General features: G+C 42.5%; 15 protein-coding genes and 1 other RNA gene. 2 read left to right on the plus strand and 14 right to left on the minus strand.

Features of this window, described 5'->3' with window-relative positions; all coding sequences use genetic code 11:
• Positions 1 to 497: 497 nt before the first annotated feature.
• On the plus strand, positions 498 to 1,094 hold the full coding sequence (folE, locus tag ACS8FA_RS22025; protein ID WP_439265412.1) for a GTP cyclohydrolase I FolE: 597 nt from the start codon (positions 498 to 500) through the stop codon (positions 1,092 to 1,094).
• Positions 1,095 to 1,191: 97 nt separating this feature from the next.
• Here folE and msrB read toward each other — a convergent pair whose 3' ends face one another.
• The 12 genes from msrB to ffs form a co-directional block, all read right to left on the minus strand.
• Positions 1,192 to 2,406 carry a peptide-methionine (R)-S-oxide reductase MsrB gene (gene msrB, locus ACS8FA_RS22030; RefSeq protein ID WP_439265414.1) on the minus strand — a complete coding sequence of 405 codons (1,215 nt, stop codon included), beginning with the start codon at positions 2,404 to 2,406 and terminating at the stop codon, positions 1,192 to 1,194.
• Between the two features lie 454 nt (positions 2,407 to 2,860).
• Positions 2,861 to 4,165 carry an iron-containing alcohol dehydrogenase gene (locus ACS8FA_RS22035; RefSeq protein WP_439265416.1) on the minus strand — a complete coding sequence of 435 codons (1,305 nt, stop codon included), beginning with the start codon at positions 4,163 to 4,165 and terminating at the stop codon, positions 2,861 to 2,863.
• 273 nt (positions 4,166 to 4,438) lie between these two features.
• Positions 4,439 to 6,118, minus strand: a complete 1,680-nt coding sequence (locus tag ACS8FA_RS22040) for an ABC transporter ATP-binding protein (RefSeq protein WP_439265418.1) — start codon at positions 6,116 to 6,118, stop codon at positions 4,439 to 4,441.
• 1 nt (position 6,119) lies between these two features.
• The gene (locus ACS8FA_RS22045; protein ID WP_439265484.1) at positions 6,120 to 7,169 is read right to left on the minus strand and encodes an ABC transporter permease; all 1,050 of its coding nucleotides are present in this window, start codon (positions 7,167 to 7,169) and stop codon (positions 6,120 to 6,122) included.
• Between the two features lie 62 nt (positions 7,170 to 7,231).
• Entirely contained in the window at positions 7,232 to 8,302 is a 1,071-nt protein-coding gene (gene yejB / locus ACS8FA_RS22050; protein ID WP_439265420.1) for a microcin C ABC transporter permease YejB, read from the minus strand.
• A gap of 103 nt (positions 8,303 to 8,405) precedes the next feature.
• Entirely contained in the window at positions 8,406 to 9,185 is a 780-nt protein-coding gene (gene gloB / locus ACS8FA_RS22055; RefSeq protein ID WP_179798985.1) for a hydroxyacylglutathione hydrolase, read from the minus strand.
• A gap of 310 nt (positions 9,186 to 9,495) precedes the next feature.
• Positions 9,496 to 11,328 carry an extracellular solute-binding protein gene (locus ACS8FA_RS22060; RefSeq protein WP_439265486.1) on the minus strand — a complete coding sequence of 611 codons (1,833 nt, stop codon included), beginning with the start codon at positions 11,326 to 11,328 and terminating at the stop codon, positions 9,496 to 9,498.
• A 295-nt stretch (positions 11,329 to 11,623) separates the two neighbouring features.
• Entirely contained in the window at positions 11,624 to 12,751 is a 1,128-nt protein-coding gene (gene serC, locus ACS8FA_RS22065) for a 3-phosphoserine/phosphohydroxythreonine transaminase (RefSeq protein ID WP_165596967.1), read from the minus strand.
• A 92-nt stretch (positions 12,752 to 12,843) separates the two neighbouring features.
• Positions 12,844 to 13,752 carry a DNA polymerase III subunit psi gene (locus tag ACS8FA_RS22070; RefSeq protein ID WP_201571771.1) on the minus strand — a complete coding sequence of 303 codons (909 nt, stop codon included), beginning with the start codon at positions 13,750 to 13,752 and terminating at the stop codon, positions 12,844 to 12,846.
• Between the two features lie 114 nt (positions 13,753 to 13,866).
• Positions 13,867 to 16,815 (minus strand): M48 family metalloprotease, encoded by a 2,949-nt coding sequence (locus ACS8FA_RS22075; protein WP_439265423.1) that lies wholly within the window; start codon positions 16,813 to 16,815, stop codon positions 13,867 to 13,869.
• A gap of 13 nt (positions 16,816 to 16,828) precedes the next feature.
• Positions 16,829 to 17,425, minus strand: coding sequence for a LemA family protein (locus ACS8FA_RS22080; RefSeq protein WP_102091727.1), 597 nt, complete (start codon positions 17,423 to 17,425; stop codon positions 16,829 to 16,831).
• Positions 17,426 to 17,693: 268 nt separating this feature from the next.
• Positions 17,694 to 17,790, minus strand: an RNA gene (ffs, locus tag ACS8FA_RS22085) — signal recognition particle sRNA small type.
• A 308-nt stretch (positions 17,791 to 18,098) separates the two neighbouring features.
• Between ffs and ACS8FA_RS22090 the strand changes: the two genes are divergently transcribed.
• Positions 18,099 to 18,815 (plus strand): SIMPL domain-containing protein, encoded by a 717-nt coding sequence (locus tag ACS8FA_RS22090; RefSeq protein WP_371547160.1) that lies wholly within the window; start codon positions 18,099 to 18,101, stop codon positions 18,813 to 18,815.
• A gap of 282 nt (positions 18,816 to 19,097) precedes the next feature.
• On the opposite strand, the gene ACS8FA_RS22095 is transcribed toward ACS8FA_RS22090, so the two are convergent.
• Positions 19,098 to 19,856 carry a DUF4124 domain-containing protein gene (locus ACS8FA_RS22095; protein ID WP_439265426.1) on the minus strand — a complete coding sequence of 253 codons (759 nt, stop codon included), beginning with the start codon at positions 19,854 to 19,856 and terminating at the stop codon, positions 19,098 to 19,100.
• A gap of 221 nt (positions 19,857 to 20,077) precedes the next feature.
• Complete coding sequence (glnA, locus tag ACS8FA_RS22100) at positions 20,078 to 21,487, minus strand: type I glutamate--ammonia ligase (protein ID WP_057760355.1); 1,410 nt, start codon at positions 21,485 to 21,487, stop codon at positions 20,078 to 20,080.
• Positions 21,488 to 22,094: the final 607 nt, after the last annotated feature.

Consider the following 22,094-nt stretch of genomic DNA (forward strand, 5'->3'; position numbering starts at 1 on the left):
TATTTAGAGTAATTAGAAGATTGAGACTACTAAATAGTACAAATGAAAAGATGAGTTATTATACACGAATTAATTTAAGTAAACAGTCGTAAACTGTATTTGGTTCTTGTTATTAGATCGACTGATACAAACAACTAATAACGTCAAAATGACTAATAGCAACTTATCACTTGAAGTAGTATCGACAATGAGAGTTTTTCGTGAGTTATTAGATTGCATTTTAGCATCAACGCTTCAAGATAAAATACTCAGGCTATAGTAGTTTGCTTATTTTATGAAAAAATCGCACTTCGAATATTAACACTACAACCGTTTCGATTAAGCACCAAACGCTCCTTTATTGATTAAAGACTCAACTGCTAGCCACAGCAGTATGAAGTTCAGCAGATTTCGAGTATAATCACAGCCCTTCCCAGCTTGCACAATTTTTATAAGAATCCTCACATGATAGGATTCAACGTTAAGCTACACCCACATTTTGGATGGCTGCCAAACTTATGAGTAACACCCCCATCATAACCCCAGATTATAAAGAAAGTACCGAATCCTATCGCCAACTGATTGCTTCAACTGGCGAAGACTTAGATCGTCCGGGTTTGCTAGATACGCCTGTACGTGCTGCAAAGGCCTTTGCCCATCTGACCCAAGGCTATCATCAAAGCATTGAAGAGGTGGTCAATGATGCGGTTTTTCCATCGACCAATCGTGAGCTAGTACTGGTACAGAACATTGAGTTTTATTCACTGTGTGAGCATCATATGCTACCGTTCCATGGTGTCGCTCATATCGGCTACTTACCTGACGGCCAAGTACTGGGGCTATCGAAGTTTGCCCGCATTGTCGATATGTTTGCCCGTCGTTTGCAGATACAAGAAAACCTAAGTGAGCAGATTGCACAGACCATCATGGATGTTACTGGCTGCCGCGGCGTCGCAGTTGTTATGGATGCATCACATATGTGTATGATGATGCGCGGTGTTAGCAAACAACATTCAACCACGCGTAGTACCGCGATGCTTGGTGAATATCAACATAATAATCAAGCCCGTAATGAATTTTTAGGGGCGGTACCTAAACGTCAGCCAGCGTTTTAATTGGCTGTTAATTGATTAGGCTGTTGTTAATAACAACTAAATAAAAAGGACGCATATGATGCGTCCTTTTTATTTGGTTGAGTGATAGGAAATAGCACTAACCAACTGGTTTTACATCATCTATCCAGTCACCATAACCAGCAGCTTCCATATCTGCAAGCGGAATAAAGCGGAGAGCTGCTGAGTTCATGCAATAGCGCTTGCCTGTCGGTGCTGGACCATCATCAAATACATGGCCCACGTGTGAGTCCGCGTAACGGCTACGAATTTCAGTACGGGTTCCAAATATTCCTCGATCTGGCTTTTCAACCACTAGGCTAGTATCCAATGGGCGAGTAAAGCTCGGCCAACCCGTACCAGACTTATATTTATCACGCGAAGAATACAGTGGCTCACCAGATACGACGTCTACATATAATCCAGGCTCCTTATTATCCCAATACTCATTATCAAAGGCACGCTCAGTACCTTCTTTTTGAGTGACCTTGTACTGAATATCACTAAGGGACTTCTTTAGCGCATCTTGTGAAGGTTTTACAAATGTATCTGGGTTAAAACCTTTGCTTACTTTGCTATCTGATGTGTTATTTGACGTCACTTGCTGTGTGCTGTCTGCTTCGGGCGTAAACTTACTAAAATCAAGCTCATAGTTTTTACCATAGACACTCTCGATAAATTGATAGCGACCAGAATTGAAGGTATAGGCTTTATAGCGTATCGGGTTCTTTTTATAATAATCCTGATGATACTCTTCAGCAGGATAAAAAGTGCTAGCAGGTACAATCTCGATCACTACTGGCTTGTCATACACACCAGATGCTTGCAGTGATTGCTTGGCCGCTTCTGCGATTTGCTTTTCTTGCGCATTATTATAAAAAATCGCTGGACGGTACTGTGTGCCACGATCAACATACTGTCCTTTATCATCAGTAGGATCAGCGATTCTCCATAGCGCCTGTACTATGCCATTGTAAGTAATCTTCTTAGGATCATAATACACCTGCGCCGCTTCTGTATGCCCAGTACCACCTGCCGACACCTGCTTGTAGGTTGGGTTTTCAGCGGTGCCACCCGTATAGCCAGACACGACTTCTACCACGCCAGGGATTTTTTCATAACCTGCTTCAACACACCAAAAACACCCACCCGCTACTGTGGCTACTGCCAATCCTGGTGTAGTCGGTGCATATGGGTTAGCGGCAGTTGTGTTCTTTACAGTAGAGCTGTTTTCAGTTGATGCGCAGCCTGCGTAAATCGCACTACTCGCTATGATAACTAACCCTATAATTCTAGATGGTAATATGCGGTTCATGAAAATCTCCTAAGCGTAATACCCTTTAAATATCCTAACGCTTTTGTATCACTGAAACATTCCTATACTGTTATATATTTACAGTTTATTAAGATATTTTTTAGCAACTGGGTTTAGAGCGTGTCCTCAATTCAATCGATAGTCATCTAAATGGGTTAAAAATGGCTAAATCTTGCCAAACGGTGTCAAATAGCTGACTAATATCTCGATATTATCTGCGCTATTTTCCTTGTTTGACTGCAATTTATCTCATTTTTATCACCATTTTTAAAATGAAGACACGCCCTAATCATAATATAAATTAAACGGTTGTTTGATAACGATTATATATTTTAGTATGAGTTAACTATGAAAATAAGACGGAAACTTTATTAGCTCAATACATTAAAAAAGCCCATTCTCAAAAAAGTAATGGGCTTTTATTTATCGTAAGGTTATCAATGTAAACATAGAATTATGAAGATTTTTGGCTATCTTTATCAGCACGTTCGTCACTTGTCTGCTTAATCTTCATTAGAATTTCTTTCATTTCAGTTGCTGACAGATAGGTTGGCACGGCATAAGTATCGCTGACCTCTTTTGCTGCTGCCTTTGCGATATCATTAAAGTCGCTGGTTTGCATACCATTGACAGTTGGATCAATATTTAGATCTGCAATCAAGTCTCTAACTTGCGCAATCAGGTTATCTGCTATCTCACTATCGCCATTAGCTGCTTGACCATTCTGTACCATACCAGTTCTTTTCGCTAGTGCAGCCAGTCTCTTTTTGCTCGCTTTTCGATTGACGTCAAGCACATAAGGCAACACGATGGCATTGGCACGGCCATGCGGAATACTATAGTAAGCGCCTAACTGATGCGCGATAGCATGCACATAACCCAGACCTGCTTTGTTAAAGGCTATCCCGCCGTAATGAGCAGCGATACCCATCTGTTCTCTTGCTTTTAGATTGCCACCGTCTTTATAAGCTAGGGGTAGATAATGCATGACAGACTTTACGGCAGAGGCTGCATAGTAATCTGTCTCTACGCTGGCATTAGCACTCATCCATGCTTCTAGTGCATGGGTCAATACATCAATACCAGTATCTGCTGTAATATGGGCTGGCATGCCTTTCATGATAACTGGATCAATCGCTGCGGCTAGCGGTACCATTCTTGGATCGATAGACAGTGCTTTCTGATGCGTTTTATCATCCGATACTACTGCGCCAAGTGTCGCTTCTGAACCCGTGCCAGCCGTCGTTGGTACGCAGTATAGCGGAGTCGCAGGCTTTCTTGCTTTAAGAATACCGATTAGCTGCTTTGGCTTGCACTTGTTGCCTTGAGACATGGCTATCATTTTAGCCGCATCGATTACTGAGCCGCCGCCAATGGCTACGATAGAGTCACAATTGGCTTCTATAGACTGACGTAGCCCTTCTTCAACTACTTTAAAAGTAGGATCTGGCGTAATACCGTCATAGATGTGATAACTGATATTTTTCGCATCTAGATAATCGGTAACTTTTGCAGGTATGCCCAGTTTGTTGAGCACTGTATCCGTGACAATAAACACATTGGTATTGCCTTCATTGATAAGCATATCGCATAGCTCATCGCAGGCAGTCTCACCAACGAATAACATTGGTCTTCTGATAGGTATCACATAAGATACTGCTTTTAATACCTTTGCCCGAGTCTTAGCGACAGCCAAATAACCAGCATGCTGCAAGCTGTTGTTTTTTACCAATTTAGTAATACTGTTTTGTGTTTTCATGAGCACAAAAATCCTTTTTAATGATGGTTTTAACTGCAATAAAGACCGTTTTGGGCAGCCAGTTAAATATTACTAATTTACGAGCGCCAGAATGTATAAAGATACGTATCACAGCATTATAAAATGGGCAGCTCTCCAAAATTATTGTACCACTGCTTTTTTCAATATGTCGCTATTATTATGAACTGCGATGTGTCAATTTTATACCAAGCCGCTTATTTTAGTCGCTTAATTTGATTGATCAATCTAAGTGGCTACAGTAAGTCGTTTAAACTAGTCAGTACTTGCTTTTAACAGTTGCTGAGTATAAATATGTTGTGGCTGATTAAAGAGATCTTCTGTACGTCCAGACTCTACGCAAGTGCCTTGTTTTAACACCATAATATGCTGACACAGTGCACGTACTACCTTGAGATCATGACTGATAAAGACATAACTGATTTCTAGCCTTTCTTGTATTTCACGTAATAAACTAACTACTGTTACCTGTGTGGTACTATCGAGCGCAGAGGTCGGCTCATCCAATATAAGTAAGCTTGGTTTCATAATGAGTGCACGCGCCAGTGCCACGCGTTGACGCTGACCACCTGACAGCTCATGAGGATAATGCTGCGCAAATGCTAAAGGCAGATGTACCGTAGCGAGACTATCTAGCACCGCTTGCTGACGGGCGACCTTAGCTACGCCTTGTACTAACAATCCTTCTTCCACGATTTGCATGACCGTCATACGCGGATTAATACTGGCAAATGGATCTTGAAATACCATCTGTATCTGCGAGCGGAATTTACGCAGCGCTTTTTTGGACAATGCTGAGATATCTTGATCATTGACCACTATCTGCCCATTTACACGTGCTTGGTTGCTCAGTAGTTGGCTAAGCGCCAGCGCAATGGTGGTTTTGCCAGAGCCAGACTCACCTACGATACCCAATGCCTGACTTTTTTGCAGTATCATATCGACATCTTTAACCGCATCGAACCAGTGCTTAGTACCACCAAACAGACCTTTTTCAATTGGGAACTGTACGTTAAGGCGTTTCACTTCTAGTACGCTTGATTGTTTATCTGCGTTATCGTCTTCTATGGTTAATGCTTGCCCAAAGTCTTGCTTGATAAGTGTGCGAGTATAATCGGCTTTAGGCTGATCAAATACCGCGGAAGTTTTACCCTGTTCAATCGTTTGGCCTTGGCGCATAACGATGACTTCATCACTATAGCGCCTGACCAGATTGAGATCGTGACTGATTAATATCATCGCCATATTGTGCTTGCGTTTGAGCTCATCTAGTAGCACTAAAATCTCATACTGCAAGGTAACATCGAGCGCAGTCGTTGGCTCATCAGCAATTAGAATATCAGGCTGCTGAGCCAATGCCATGGCAATCATCACTCGCTGACGCTGACCACCCGATAACTCATGTGGGTAACGGTTCAACTTGTCAGCAGGATCTGCAATATTGACATCATTTAGCAAAGCAATGCTGGTTTCTTGCCATTGCTTCTTAGGCACGCCAACTAGACGCAACGATTCAGCGATTTGTTTGGCGACCGTATGCAACGGATTTAGTGCGGTCATTGGCTCTTGAAATACCATACCGATACGCTGTCCACGAATAGCACGTAATGCGGCATTACGCGCCTTATCATTCGCTATGGACAAGGTCGACATGCCTGTTGTACTTGCAAGCCGCACCTCACCAGTAACGGTGAGGCTATCTGGTAACAGCCCTAGTAGCGCAAGACTGGCAATTGACTTGCCAGAGCCTGACTCACCAACGATGGCCAAGGTTTGCCCTTGTCTTAACTCATAAGACAGCGCATCGACCAACTGGATGCCTGTAGTCGTCGTGATAGTTAATCTATCTACAGTTAGCATGAGCTTATCTTGTGCACGATGAAGACTTTCATTTGGCGCATTGCTGTGCTTAGTGGCGACAATATTTTTAGTCATATTAAGAACGCCTCGGATCAAATGCATCACGCAGCGCTTCGCCGACGAAGATGAGCAATGACAAAATAAAGGTCAAACTAAAGAATCCTGACAAGGCAAGCCAAGGTGCATCAAGGTTGTTCTTCCCTTGTACCATTAGCTCACCAAGAGACGGCGAGCCAGGTGGCAATCCATATCCCAAGAAATCCAGCGCAGTCAAAGCGATAATATTGGCCGTTAGAATAAATGGCAACTGCGACAAACTAGAAGCTAACGCATTGGGTAAGATATGTCTAAGCATGATTTGGCTGTCCGAAACACCTAAATTGCGTGCAGCTCGCACATAGTCAAAGTTGCGGGCTCGTAAGAACTCTGCCCGTACCAAACCGACCAAACCCATCCAACCGAACAGTAGCATCATGGCGAACAGCATAATAATGCTGGGACTAAACAGACTGACCAAAATAATAATCATAAACAGCTGAGGCATACCGCCCCATACTTCCATAAATCGCTGCCCTGCCAGATCTACCCAGCCGCCATAATAACCTTGTACCGCACCGACGATAATCCCAATCAGTGCACCCGCAAGCGTCAAGGCCAGACCAAACAGTAACGACACTCGCATACCATAAAGTATCCGTGCCAGCACATCACGTCCCATATCATCAGTACCAAGCCAGTTCTGAGCATTGGGTGCTGCTGGATAAGGCAGACCAAGCTCGACGTTGGGCGTCTGGTCGGCAAACGGAATAGGCGGCATTACATAAAACCCTTGCTCATCAATCAGCGACTGCACTGCAGGGTCTTTATAATTGGTTTCGGTCTCAAATACACCGCCAAACGTCGTTTCAGGATAGGCCTTTAATACCGGAAAGTAATAATCGCCTTGATATTGAACCAGTAAAGGTTTGTCATTGGCAATGACGTTAGCTGCCATACAAATAACAAATATCACTGCGAAAACAAACAGCGATATCACCCCAAGTCTATTTTGACGAAAGCGATTGAGTCGTGCTTGCCAGATAGGGTTCAAGCGTTGCTTTTTTGTGGTAGATAGCTGCTCAGGCATTGGCGCTTTATCTGGTTCGCTATTAATAGTACTGCGATTTGGTGAAGGTTGATTATTTGACATTAGCGCCCCTCAAAGTCAATACGAGGATCGATTAAGTGATAGCTCAAATCACTGATTAACTGCAGTAGCAGCCCCACTAAGGTAAAGATAAATAGTGTGCCAAATATCACTGGATAATCGCGTTGTTGAATGGCTTCAAAACCTAGTAAACCGAGGCCATCAAGTTTAAAGATAATTTCAATCAAAAAGTTACCGGCAAAGAAGATACCAACGATAGCGGCCGGAATACCTGCGATAATAATCAACATCGCATTGCGAAAAACATGTCCGTATAGTACTTGACGCTCACCTAAGCCTTTAGCACGAGCAGTGAGTACATACTGTTTGCCCAGCTCCTCTAAAAAGCTGAATTTGGTCAGATAGGTCAAACCTGCAAAACCGCCTACAGTACTTGCCAGCAGCGGTAACGCCAAATGCCAAAAATAATCTTTTACTTTACCAAGCGCGCTTAGCTGATCAAAATTTTCGGACGTCAGTCCCTGTAATGGAAAGATATTCCAATAGCTGCCACCTGCAAAGAAAACCAGTAAAATCACTGCGAAGACAAACACAGGTATTGCATGTCCGATCGCTAGCAGCATAGCAGTGGCTTCATCAATGCCTGAGCCATGATGCATCGCTTTATAGACGCCTAGCGGAATAGCGATCATATAGATGAGCAACGTACTCCACAGCCCAAGCGATATCGAGACTGGCAGCTTCTCTATGATAAGATCGGTCACCGACTGCCCTTTAAAAAACGACTCACCAAAATCTAGCTGAGCGTAGTTCTTTAGCATGAGCCAAAATCGCTCTGGAGCGGATTTATCAAAGCCATATTGAGCATTGATCGCAGCGACCATCTCCTCAGAGAGACCACGCGTGCCTTGATAAGTACTGTCGTTGCCACCTGCACTGCCCGCACCAATATTACCGCCAAGCGCATTATCTTTTGCGCCCTGCTCAATAAGTGCCAGCTGCTGCTCAACAGGCCCGCCCGGTGCCGCCTGTACGATCACAAAATTGGCAAGCAATATCAAAAATAGTGTCGGCAATATCAGTAGTAGTCTTTTTAAGATATAACGACCCATAATGGCGACTTCCTAAATAAAGAGAGATAGCAATGACGTTCAGCAGCGAATTGTGGTGTATTAAATAGGTGCTTAAAAGCAAACTATTTGTTAAAAACTTACTTTAAAAGTTGTTTTTCAGCTCACGTAACGCTGCAAATACCGTTAACGACTTCTCATCATCGATAGGCATTTTGGATTTAACTCCTGCGATTACACTCGGCTCTTGTGTACGTAAAAACACATTTACCGTGCGCTCATGCTCTAGTGTCACTGGTAGCGTTGCCATGCCTTGTTCAGTTTGTACCTCTGCTCGTGCTAAGGCTTGCTGCATCGATTCATTGTCAGGTTCAATAGATAGACCAAAACGTAGGTTACTGGCCGTATATTCATGCGCCGGATACAGTAGCGCCTCATGAGGCAAGCCGTTCAAACGCTTAAAGCTCTCATGCAGTTGCTCAATCGTACCAGTAAACACACGTCCACAACCTGCACTAAACAACGTATCACCGCAGAAGCAGTGCTTTTGCCCATCGATATCTAAGATATAGGCCATATGGCTAGCGGTATGCCCTGACACATCCCAGACTTGCGCAGAGCAGCCCCATGCGCTCACCGTGCTACCATCTTTGATAGTTTGATCTTCATCAACACCATGCTCACTATGCGCAACCAGATGAGTCATCGGATACGACTCCTGTAACTCTGCGACGCCGCCGATATGATCATGATGATGGTGAGTCGTCCAAATCGAGGTTAGCTCCAGTTCATGCGTCTCTAGATAATCAATGACCGGCTGGGCTTGACCTGGATCAATGACAATCGCCTGCTTATTATTTTCATTAATCAATGTCCAGACATAGTTATCGCTAAATGCTTTGATTGGGTGAATACGGATACTCATGTTAAATCCTTACCGGTAGTTATTTTTGTTACGTGTTATTTTGAATTATCTAGGGCGTGTCCTCAATTCAAACGAGTGCCCTCTAAATGGGCTAAAAACAGCTAAATTTTGCCAAACATCGTCAAATAGTTGGTCAATATCTCGATATTATCTGCACTATTTTCCTCGTTTGACGGCAATTTATCTCATTTTTATCACCATTTTTAAAATGAGGACACGCCCTAATCTAACTGTTATTTGACAGCAACAGCATATATGCTCAGCTGACTGTTGTTATCGGTATCGGGTCAAACTTTATAATAAACACTATTTACTGTTTTAAATACTTATTGATACGCCCTTCTGCCTCTTTATCCACCCACCAGTAATCGATACCAACAGCATTGGTCGGTAGTTTTTCGGTATGGCGATACTGATCCCAGTAGGCGACATTGGTGCCAGACTTGCCGTATAGCGGTACGACATAATGACCTGCGCGTAACAACCGATCTAGCACCTGTGTATACAGTACAATTTCGTCACGATTTTTGGCATTACCAAGGGCAGCAACGACCTTATCGACGGCTGCATTCTTGATACCAGCACTATTATGATTGCCCGGCTCGTCAGCAGCATCGCTACCCCAGAATGCTGCTTGCTCAGCACCAGGAGAGAGACTTTGGGCAAATACGTCCACGACCATATCATAATCGAAGCGGCGCATACGCTCATAATATTGCGGCCCATCGACTTGACGCAATGTTGCATCAAATCCCAAGCGTTTTAGATTGCGAATATAAGGCAACAATACACGGCCCATGGTCTCGCCTGTCATCAAAATCTCAATCTGAGCAAGCGACCCATCAGGTTGATATAGTTTCATATCCTCATAATAAAACCCAGCCTCTAATAGAAGCTGGCGCGCTTCTAATAATCCTTGACGATTAAAACCATTACCATCACTGGTGGATAGCTGCCATTCTGCTAATGTTGCTTTGCGCTGAATCGGTTCGAGCTCAGACAATAACGGTGTCAATACCTGCATCTCTGCATCAGATGGCGTACCCTTTGCTGCAAGCTCTGAGCCATGGAAGAAGCTCTGCAAACGCTCGTACTGCCCATGAAATAGGGTTTTATTCATCCATTCAAAATCATAAGCAGCTGTCAGTGCTTGGCGAACTTTGATGTCTTGAAAGATTGGGCGACGCAAATTCATCACCAACGCTTGCATCGGTACTGGATTTTGACTGGTTATCGTCTCTTTTTGGATAAGCCCTGCTTTTACGGCAGGGAAATTATACCCAGTTACCCAGTTCGATGCTTTATTTTCGGGGCGAAAACGGTATTGACCAGATTTAAAACCCTCAAAGGCAATCTCATCGCTTTGATAATAAACAAACTTGATCATATCAAAGTTGTAGCGGCCACGATTGACCATCAAATCACGACCCCAATAATTGGGATCACGTATATAACTTACCGAACGTCCCGCATCGACTCGACCTAATTTATAAGGACCACTACCCATCAATGGTGACAGACTGATTTTCTCAAAATCGGCATCAATGGAAGACTTGGCAAATATAGGGAACTGGCCAACAGTCAGTAAAATCTCTTTGTTTTCAGCAGAGGCAAAGACAAACTTTACTTGTTGATCATTAATGATTTGAATGTCTTTGATATCACTTAGATAACTGCGAATATACATGGGGCCTTTGTTCAATATCGCCTCAAAAGTCGCTTTTACATCACGACTGGTCACACCCGACCCATCCCAAAAACGAGCATCAGGGTTGAGATGATAGATAATCCAGCTCGTATCATCTGGATCATATGTCACTTTACTTGCCAGCTGCGGATACATGGTAAATGCTTCATTTAATGAACCAGTCATCAAAGTATCATACAGATAGTCTGTGCCAATCATCGCCACACCCGTGGTCATCCATTTGTTGGCGCTATTAAACGTACCGCGAGCATCTAGAGACAGCGTACCCCCTGATGGCGCTTTTGGATTGGCATAGGGCATGTAAGGTGCGTTAATGTACTCAGTTGGGCTATTGTGCCCAAGCGCTGTCGTTGTGATAGGCGCCGCAATACTACTCGGTATCCAGCTGACAGTGATGGCTAGCAAAACAGCTTTTAGCAGGGCATTTTTTCTTATCATAACGTTATAACAAACCTCTATGCTAACCAATGCGAGTATCAAAAATTAAGCGCTGACGGTAAAATAGCCTGATGGCAAAATTTTATCATAACAAACTTAGGTAATTCATCCTAATGGTTTGCCATGTTACGCAGCATCAGTGCGACATCTATCAGTACGACATCATTGGTATTAGATATAATGATGGTAGATATTAAACGCTTTTTACTCAAACTGTGCATCGATAAATATACTCATAAAAAAAGACGCAACTTGTAAAAGCGGCGTCTTTTATTTTAAAGTCTAGTATGACCTATGCATGCTTTTTCTCAAACGCAATCATAAAGTCAACCAGCTGCTGTACCCACTCAATTGGTACGGCATTGTAGATGCTGGCTCGCATACCGCCTACGTCACGATGACCTTTTAGATTTAACAAGCCAGCTTTTTCTGACTCTTCTAAGAATACTTTATCAAGGCTGCTGTCTGCTAAAGTAAATGGCACGTTCATGATAGAACGATACTTAGAATCTACTGGATTATTATAAAAACTGCTGTCATCGATTGTCTTATAAAGTAAGTCAGCTTTTTGCTGATTGATTTTACCGATAGCAGCTACACCTCCCTGCTCTTCCAACCAATCAAACACCAGCCCTGCTAAGTACCAAGAATACGTCGCTGGCGTGTTAGACATAGACTCTTTGTCAGCTTGATGCTCATAGTTCAACAGCATAGGACACCATTCACTTGCTTGCCCCATCAAATCGTCACGGATAATGACAATGACTAGACCTGCAGGACCGATGTTTTTCTGGGCGCCCGCGTAGATCATGCCAAATTTAGACACATCTATCGGCTGCGACAAGATACAAGATGACATATCAGCAATGATTGGCGCATCTACTTGTGGCGGCTCAAATATCTGTAGGCCATGAATTGTTTCATTAGCACAGTAATGAAAATAAACGGCGTCTTTACTGATATTCCAATCGCTTTGCGCTGGTACGTCAGTAAAGTTATTCTCTTTGCCAGTCGCAACTAAATTAATCTCGCCCAAACCCAATGCTTCATAGCGCTTAGCTTCTTTGATTGCTTTACCTGACCACGCTCCTGTCGTCAAATAGTCACCGCGTCCGCCATTTAACAGATTCAATGGAATCGCAGAAAACTGCAAACTTGCGCCACCTTGCAAAAACAGCACTTTATAGTTATCTGGTATTTCCATAAGCGTGCGTAGCTTAGCTTCCGCCTTGTCAGTAATGGCCATATACTCTTTACTACGATGGCTGACTTCCATGACCGACAGGCCGCGACCTTGCCAATCAAGCAGTTCGCTCTGCGCGCGCTCTAATACGGCTGTTGGCATAGTAGCAGGACCAGCACAAAAATTTGGCAGGCGATGCGGTGTGGCAGTTGCTGTAGACGTTGGGGTTGTAGGCATAATCACAGTCCTAGGTATGATGAAATAAAAGGATGTTTTTTATTTCAGTTTGTTGATAAAGGCAATGGTATCGATGTTAGTTTTTATACAACTCAATGAGATATCTGCTCCCACAACTGACGTTTAGCATCACTGTCTGCGAGCATTGCTTCTAATGTCGGCACAGTGGTCAGATTGGGATGTTGGAGGCCGTTAGGCAGCGCTGTCAGTGCAGCAACTTGTATCTCTTCACTCCGGCCAATTCGAAAGATATATCCTGCAAGACTGGCATTGGCAAGCTCAGCAGTATCCATACCGTCGCAAATCGGGAATGATGTTGTCTCGCAAGTGATTGATAGCGCTTGAATGATGTTTTGCCATAGTTTCTGACTGTCACTATTTAGCGCTTTGATATCAACCACTATTACCCAGTCACCATAGCGGCCACCTTGCAAGTCAAATGGTGCTACTTTTTTTAAGCTATCATCATTTATGCTGTCATCACTAGCACTCTGTGGAAAACTACTTTGCGGAAAATTATTCTGCGCAAATTGAGGTTGCTCAATAGGTGCATTCGTAGAGGTTACAGCAGTTTGGTTCGATGTAGTACTTGGGATGTCATGATAGATAGACCCAGTACTTGAACTAACAGTAGTTGAATCAACGGAATCAAAACTATAAATAACAGGGCTTTGCTCGCTAGCCGTCTGCTCAGCGGTAGCTTGCAAATCAGGATCATACTCATCGGCAACATAGCCCTTAGCATTGTAATCATTGATATCATAACCATCAGTCGATCGATCAACTGTGCCTAAAATTCCAACGCTCACTACTTCATTGTTACTAGACTCAATATCAGTGGAAACAATATTTGATTGCTCAACCGAAGCTGTCGCAATGTCAGCCATATTGATGGTTTCTGACTCAGGTTGTACCCACTGATTGATACCTATCATCGCTAGAATTTGGCGTTGCTGCACACGGCGCTGTAATACAGTTAGCGGGTCTTGGGTATCACTCATTCGACTCTACTATCCTACTCATTTTGTTTATATCATTTATAGATGTTTTTATGGTTTTGGCAGCTCTCATTAAGCATGCGCTATACTATCAATTAAGTAATAAATACATGCCCATCAAAACAGCTGTCGAATACCGAGCCAACGCTCTGATATTGCCAACAAACAATCGTATTCATCTTGGCTGATTATCGTATCGTGTAACATCATCGTATGCAACGTACTTAGCCATTGGCGATACTCATTATGAGTAGGCTGGCTCATTTCACTTTCATTATAATCTATTTGACTACCATCCTGTTGCTTCTCTCGATAATTATCAGCATTCGGATCACCTACCAAGCGCTTGATAAAGTGATTGGCAGAGACAGGAACCGCAGAAATAATCGCCAATAACTGAATGCTATTCAAGTGCTGTGCGGTCAATAATAGCCACTGTAAATTAACATCGCTTACTGTCATAAGATCAATATCAATCAAGCGCGCATGCCGTCTCAAATCTACAATATAATGCGCCAAACTGTCGTTACCCTCACTCAATAGCGATCGGTCATGCATTGAGATCATCTGGCCTTTGGCATCTTTTGATAGTCGATAAGCCAATAAAATAACAACTGATACTTCTGATTTACTAAGTCCTGTAAATACTTGGCCCGAAGGATCTAGTTGCGCCCTTACGTTTTCCATACCAGTCTTCAGTATTTGCGGCCATAGAGATTGCGCGTCTGTATCTTGTAAAACTTCAGACAATATCGGTAGTAACTGCTGCAAATGTAGCGCTTGCCATAGTGACAATATTGGCGATTTTTGATGTGCTAAAGCTAACGGGTTATTCAGAGCAATTGCATGATCGTTACCACTAGGTATATTTTGATCTGACGAATCAGAAGCTAAGCTTTTGGTTAAGTCAGATGTCAGCTGTTGGTTAAATAACTCAAATATGCCCTGCTGATAACGCAACAACATCGTACGGCATTTTTCTTGTTTTTTATAGTACTGATGACTGTCGTGACTATGATCGCGTTTACTTTTGAGCTTTAGATCTTCAATACATAGTTCAGATAAATTGTTTTGATGCAATTGATTTAAGGCGAGCTCAATCAAAGCGCTGTCTAAACGCCTGTCCAAACTGGCTACTACTGTCATCAGCTTAGTATCTATCCTATGCGGTAATATTTTCTCATGGGAAGTCGAGTCAGTAGCAACAAAGAGCCCGTCATTCCAAATATCATTCAAACTATACATGACAGTCGTTGATAATGATTGATGCTGATGACAAAGCAAGACAGCTTCGACTAATGCTAGCGCACCTAAAGGATGATGACTATGGTTGAGTATGTACTGAGGTAGTGATACCTTTTTAATATCATTAAACCCAATTAATGTGTTTTCTGGTAGGTCAGCGTCAGGTTTGGACTGCCACGGTTTTAATAGCTGATGAACGCCAACGTCTTCGGCCTGTACTTGAAGCCGCCCATCGACCACCACATCAGCTTCTACGGCAAACTCTAAACCGTCATCAATCTCTAATTCGCCATTATCTTTATTACGATTTTCGCTTATAGATTCAGCAAGAACTTTTGCGTCACTTATCTGTTTATTGTCTCTTATATTAATCGTTGCAGCTGTTTGAGTCTCAAATACTGACGAATGCTGCACGTTTCTTTCTGGCAAATATTCACTTAGGCTATTTTCTTTTGTTGCCCCCCAATCACCTAAGCGTCGTTGCCTATATATTTCTTTGACCTTTTGCTGATTTATTCGCTTTTCTTTGGCAACTTGTACCGCAAACTCATGATAAGCATCCGCATTAATAGCGCTCATACGCTCAGTCAAGCTTGGATGTGTGGCAAACCATGACACATCACCCAAGTCTGCCCCACTACTAGCAAAGAAAAAATGACTGAGTCCATTGATATCGGCGATGCCAGACAAACGCGAGCCGAGCGAGTCTTGATGAATAGCTTGTAAGGTTTCGATAATCGCAGGCATACGTGTTAACTGAACGCTGGTGGCATCAGCAAGTAGCTCGCGCTCACGATTAAAACTGTGCTTAATCAACTGCGCGCTTGCCATACTAGAGAAGCTCAAACCATGCAGTAGCAATGTCCAGACACTACGCGGGGCTTGACGATCTATTATAGGTGGCGTTTGCACCCATTTAGACTGACGCTTGGCTGAGGACTGCTGTTGTTGTGATTGCTGCTGCCAATAAGCGACCCATTCACTATGCGTGGTGAAATTAGCGGTTTGCGCTTCTGTATTGCGTGCAAGCGTATCAACCTGTCTCTGTGATAGAAACTTTTGGGAAATACTATCGCTATCAAAATAACGGTAATTAGATATTGGGTCACTCCAGTCGTATAGTATCTGCAAGCCTGCCAATACCACCATCAGCTGTAAATTGAACGTAGCATCACCGTGCAATATATGACCATATTCATGACCAATGAGTCCGTATAGCGCCTCATCAGACAGTTTATCTAACGCACCTTGAGTAACGACGAGTACCATATCTGAGCTATGGCGACCAGCGACGAAACCGTTGATACCCTGCTCGTCAGGTAGCACGTACAAAATAGGGGTTTGCAAACCTGAAGCAATGGCCAGTTGTTGAGCGATTTCATAGTAGCGACGATAAACGGGCGGAAAATCGTGCTCGTCACGTACTGCTATATGACGCGAACGATAGCGAACCTTTTCTTTAGCTTCGTGTTGATGAGCGACTCCTTGACTGTGCTCCCATGCTTCTTGGCTGTTATCAATGAATAGCCTAACCGCCCCTACTCGCTGAGCAATAGCGCGGCCACCTGCTCGCAGGCGTCGATACTCTAAAAAACTACCACCAACGAAACTGCCTAACGTCAAGACAATGACCAGAACCAATACCCAGTAGTATATACCGCCTGTAAATACTGTCAGCAGTATAGACATGACAGCCAGTCCCACTGCCATATGAGCAAGTACAATCAGGAAAAACAGTCCATAAAGTAATAGACTGCGCCGCGTACGTATCCGCTGTTCACCAAAAAAATCCATCAGATTAGGCTGCCTAGAGTTCGCCAAAATTGTCTAAACCTTAGCCCATATTGACAATCGGTGCCTGAGCAATCGCTTCTCTATCCTCGAATACCAACTGACTGAGTGGACGAAAGCCAAACGTCGTACTAACGAGGTTATTAGGAAAGACTTCGCGATCATTATTATAAAACATCACGCTGTCATTATAATGCTGACGGGCAAATCCGATGCGATTTTCCGTATTGGTTAGTTCGTCCATGAGTTCCTTGATCATACTATCGGCTTTGAGCTCTGGGTAGGCTTCGACGACAGCGGAAAATTGACCCAACGCTTTAGACAGCATACCTTCTGCTTTTGCAAACAGTGCCATATGCTCTAGCGAGTCTGGCTGATGCTTATTAGAGTCTTGTAGATCTTGAGCATGATTACGCGCGCTAATGACGCGAGTGAGTGTTTCTTCTTCATGACTCAAATAACGCTTGGCAGTTTCGACCAAGTTTGGAATCAGATCATGACGACGCTTTAGTTGCACATCTATTTGAGCAAAGCCGTTCTTTGCTTGGTTACGTGCGCGTACCAATCTATTAAAAATAGATACCCCAAACACAACTACCAACACCAAAAATGCAATGAATAGCCAAACAAACATCTTCATAATCAAACTCCAAGGTGTCTAGAATGTTAATAAAAAGTTAATACATTGTATTTTAACTCATATTAATCAATAAAACCTTAGAACTAGATCGGAACTACAAAGGAAATCGAACAGGAAACTAAATTGAAAACTACATAAGCAAATAGCTAACCATCAGACAAAATTTTGACCCAAAAAAAGCCCTTTACAATGAAGGGCTTAATACATCACAAATAGGTTTTTTGTACTTTATAAATATAATTATCAAATTTTAGGCAAAAAAAAGCGACTCCAAAAGCACATCCTCGGCACACACTATAACTATTACCGTTGCTACCTTCCGGTCCTGGCGGGATTCATAGAACAATGTTGCGAGGCTACCAATGGAGCCACCAGTCGCAAATTATACAAGAAATTTTTAATTTTACAACCCCTATCTTAAAACTGTTTGCTTTAGACCCTAAATAGCACTTTCCTTTAGTTCATTAGCTTATGTCCGCAATACATGAGCACAAATTATATCAGTAACTTAGGTCACAAAATTCTCACAGCAACTTATATGAATTTTGCTATTTTAGTGAATGAAGTTGCACCCATGTCGATGTTTAAAAAATAATAGGAACAACTTTTCATGTATAAATGAGCGTTGATAATTGTCATTTATATATTATTAGAATCAACTTAGGAGATAATAATGAAAAATACTTTATTGAATAAAGCAGCACTAGCTTCTGGTACGGTTTGTCTCATGACAGCGATGATGGGTAGCGCCCATGCAGAGCCAACAGGCTATGATCAACTGACATTTCAGACAGAAATAAAAGAAGAGATTCAGAACGATGAAGTACGAGCCAGCTTGTACAAGAAAGCACAAGCAACTGACTCTAAGACTTTAGCTACAATGCTTAACACCTCAATCAACAATGCCATGAAAATTGCCAAGCGCTACCCTAGCGTGACCGTGAGCACAGGGCAACAGCGCACCTATCCACGCTATGACAAAAACGATAAAATCATCGGCTGGACAGGTCAAGCAAACATAGATTTAAAAAGTACAGACTTTTCAGCGACTAGCCAACTAATTGCTGATTTGCAAGAAACCTTGGTGATGGACAATCTTAACTTTGGTGTATCAGATACCAAAAAGGATGCTCTAGAGCAAAAATTAATGACCGAAGCCTCTCGCGCTTTTCAGCAGCAAGCTAAGAGCCTTACCCGTGCTTGGGATGCTCGTGGCTACCGCGTCGTCAATGTTAACCTAAACACAGGTAGCAATTATCCACGTCCAATGTATAGCGCTATGAGCATGAAAGCAGATTCGCTTGAATCCTCTGTACCAAGCCAAAGCTTTGAGTCTGGTAATAGCACTATTTCTGTGACTGCTAACGGTACCATCGAGTTAACTAAATAAGACAGCTTATAGTTAAAATAAAATAAGTGATTTACATTAAAAAAGGCAAGCATCGTTAACGGTGCTTGCCTTTTTTTACTAGGTCGTGTCCTCATTTTAAAAATGGTGATAAAAATGAGATAAATTGCAGTCAAACAAGAAAAATAGCGCAGATAATATCGAGATATTAGTCAGCTATTTGACGCGGTTTGGCAAGATTTAGCCATTTTCAACCCATTTAGATGACTATCGGTTAAATTGAGGATATGCCCTAGCGATATCCATCATATTTAATCGTTGTCGTTATTGGGATTGAGACTGAGCCACTTCTTTTTGACTCAGTTTCAACTTCATTTTTTGATACCATGATAGGTTTTGATAGGCCAAAAGCTGCTGTGCGATCTTTTTATTGTTTTGTAATGTGGTATTGTTTTGAATCACATAGACAGTAATGGCTACCTGCTCAAGCGTTTGGCCTGTCTCGCCTTGTATCACAGCTTTTACCGTATGAGCACCTGGCAACACATTTACCGTAGCAATCGATGTACTCAGCCCCTGTGCCACTTCCTTATCATCCAGATAAATACGCACACTGTCACCTGCTTGTAGCGCAGGCTTAATTTGTACAGCCACATCAATACTTTGCGCTGGGCGGCGATAAGCTCTCTCTTTGCTGGGTTCAGCAATCGTTAATTGATAGCTTACTGGTGCTTTCACTGTCGCAGTCGTCGTAGCAGTGGCAGGTGCATTTAGTGTTTGTGTCGCCGCAACTGGTTGAGTGATGACATCAGAACCGTTTGTTGCACTGCTACTCGCTGTATTAGCAACTCCTGAGCTATTCGTCTCATTACCTGTTGTGATGGCTATTTGACTGATTTGTTTGCCAGTTTGCTGCTCATAACTCTGCGGACGATCGGTAAAGGTCACTTGACCGGTTTGCTCGTCAATAACTTTATAGATAGGTGCAGCATGTGTAAGCGGCATACAAAGACTGGTAGCAATGGTCAGAAGTCCTACCTTTAGACTGCTTTTCAAAAAAGAAGGTTTTGATAATAATGCCATAGTCAGTCAGCCTAATTGATGTCTATTACTAAAAATTGAGTATCTATCATTATGCGATACTTTTGCAGTGAAATCAGTAGTCCTCGATATGAATTCAGTAGTAATGTTAAAGAAAAACGCTTCATAACGATTTTACCTCTATAAAAAGACATAAAAAAACCAGCTAAGAATGACTTAGCTGGTTTTTTTGAATCAAAATAACTGAGTGCTTTAGCGACTAATTAGCAGCTGTAGTACATATCAAACTCAACTGGATGCACAGTCACGTTCAGACGTTGTACTTCTTCTTCTTTCAAAGCGATAAACGCTTCTAGCATGTCTTCAGTGAACACATCGCCTTTTAATAAGAAGTCATGATCATCACGCAATGCTTGCAATGCGACGTCTAAGCTCTCTGCAACCGTTGGGATTTGTGCTTCTTCTTCTGGTGGCAAGTCATACAAGTTTTTGTCAGCAGCTTCACCTGGATGCATTTTGTTTTGGATACCGTCAAGGCCGGCCATCAACAATGCAGCAAACGCTAGGTATGGGTTAGCCGTTGGATCAGGGAAACGTGCTTCTACACGTACCGCTTTCGGACTGCTTACGTGTGGAATACGGATAGATGCTGAACGGTTAGATGCTGAATAAGCAAGTTTGATAGGCGCTTCATAATGTGGTACTAGGCGCTTATAGCTGTTCGTTGATGGGTTAGTAATCGCGTTCAACGCACGAGCATGCTTGATAATACCGCCAATGAAATACAATGCTGTTTCAGACAGACCAGCATACTCATCACCAGAGAATGTGTTTACACCGTCTTTTGAGATTGACATATGTACGTGCATACCTGAACCGTTATCACCAACGATTGGTTTAGGCATAAAGGTCGCTGTTTTGCCAAACTGATGCGCAACGTTATGAACAACATATTTCAATTGCTGAACTTCATCCGCTTTACGTACCATCGTGTTGAATGCAACACCGATTTCAGACTGGCAAGAAGCCACTTCATGGTGATGAACTTCAACCGAACCTTCACCAACGATTTCTTCGATGCGTTCACACATAACAGCACGCATGTCATGTGAGCTATCGATCGGTGGTACTGGGAAATAGCCGCCTTTCACACGTGGGCGATGCGCCATGTTGCCCCACTCGTAAGTCTCGTTAGTCGACCATGCTGCTTCTTCAGCCGTGATTTTATGACTAACGCCAGACATATCAACTGACCATTTAACATCGTCAAATACAAAGAACTCAGGCTCTGGACCGAAGTAAGCAGTATCACCGATACCAGTAGACTTTAAATACTCTTCAGCGCGACGTGCGATAGAGCGTGGGTCACGGTCATAACCTTGTAGCGTTGATGGCTCGATGATATCGCAAGTCACTACCACAGTCACCGCGTCAAAGAACGGGTCAACAAAAGCAGTTTCTGGATCAGGACGCAAGATCATATCTGACGCTTCGATACCTTTCCAACCGGCGATTGATGAGCCATCAAACATTTTGCCATCTTCCATGACATCTTCATCAACGGTATGCGCTGGGAAGCTGATGTGCTGCTCTTTGCCGCGTGTATCAGTAAAGCGAAAATCAACCCATTTAGCATTAGAGGATTGGATAAGATCTAATAGTTTATTCGACATGAATAGTCTCCGTTGTGTTGATCACGTAATTGCGATTTAAAATTATTAATATGATGTTCTTGTCCAAGAATGTCAGATGTGCTCTCAATACTAAAATAGCGCATTCGATATTATGCTTATTATCAGCACTATTTTGCGTATTAGTCAAGATGCTCATCTAAAGCGTTTACTCAATCAGACCAATATTTGTGCACATGGTCCAACATACGCCAATTCAATCCTAACGACATTCTAGCAATATACAACTCATAATGCTGAACTCTTCGGGCTCTTGTTAATAATTATTTTTAGACCAGTTTTTTGGCTTTAAAAATAATCATAACAGCAATAATGCAAAGGCTATGCCAATGTATTAACACTCTGATAACAGATATAGTTATAAATAGATTTAATTATCAATATTTACAGTGATTTATACGATTAATATCGTTAGATATTAATTAATTCTCATCTAGTTCGGTTTTAGAATAGTACTTGATTAGAGCACCAGTTGAGAACTAAACGCACTTAATCGGTGCAAATACAAGTATATTTATCGTTATAATGCTATTTATTGGTGCGCCGTGAATAGCTTAAATTAATAACATTATCCCTGAACAAACTATCC

Origin of the sequence: Psychrobacter sp. 1Y1 (genome assembly GCF_051847395.2) — a bacterium.
GTDB lineage: Bacteria > Pseudomonadota > Gammaproteobacteria > Pseudomonadales > Moraxellaceae > Psychrobacter.

What these genes read in the sequence shown, in the direction of transcription:
- folE (WP_439265412.1), top strand. Translation starts at nt 498, where the DNA reads ATGAGTAACACCCCCATCATAACCCCAGATTATAAAGAAAGTACCGAA.
- msrB (WP_439265414.1), bottom strand. Translation starts at nt 2,406, where the DNA reads ATGAACCGCATATTACCATCTAGAATTATAGGGTTAGTTATCATAGCG.
- ACS8FA_RS22035 (WP_439265416.1), bottom strand. Translation starts at nt 4,165, where the DNA reads ATGAAAACACAAAACAGTATTACTAAATTGGTAAAAAACAACAGCTTG.
- ACS8FA_RS22040 (WP_439265418.1), bottom strand. Translation starts at nt 6,118, where the DNA reads ATGACTAAAAATATTGTCGCCACTAAGCACAGCAATGCGCCAAATGAA.
- ACS8FA_RS22045 (WP_439265484.1), bottom strand. Translation starts at nt 7,169, where the DNA reads ATGCCTGAGCAGCTATCTACCACAAAAAAGCAACGCTTGAACCCTATC.
- yejB (WP_439265420.1), bottom strand. Translation starts at nt 8,302, where the DNA reads ATGGGTCGTTATATCTTAAAAAGACTACTACTGATATTGCCGACACTA.
- gloB (WP_179798985.1), bottom strand. Translation starts at nt 9,185, where the DNA reads ATGAGTATCCGTATTCACCCAATCAAAGCATTTAGCGATAACTATGTC.
- serC (WP_165596967.1), bottom strand. Translation starts at nt 12,751, where the DNA reads ATGCCTACAACCCCAACGTCTACAGCAACTGCCACACCGCATCGCCTG.
- ACS8FA_RS22070 (WP_201571771.1), bottom strand. Translation starts at nt 13,752, where the DNA reads ATGAGTGATACCCAAGACCCGCTAACTGTATTACAGCGCCGTGTGCAG.
- ACS8FA_RS22080 (WP_102091727.1), bottom strand. Translation starts at nt 17,425, where the DNA reads ATGAAGATGTTTGTTTGGCTATTCATTGCATTTTTGGTGTTGGTAGTT.
- ACS8FA_RS22090 (WP_371547160.1), top strand. Translation starts at nt 18,099, where the DNA reads ATGAAAAATACTTTATTGAATAAAGCAGCACTAGCTTCTGGTACGGTT.
- ACS8FA_RS22095 (WP_439265426.1), bottom strand. Translation starts at nt 19,856, where the DNA reads ATGGCATTATTATCAAAACCTTCTTTTTTGAAAAGCAGTCTAAAGGTA.
- glnA (WP_057760355.1), bottom strand. Translation starts at nt 21,487, where the DNA reads ATGTCGAATAAACTATTAGATCTTATCCAATCCTCTAATGCTAAATGG.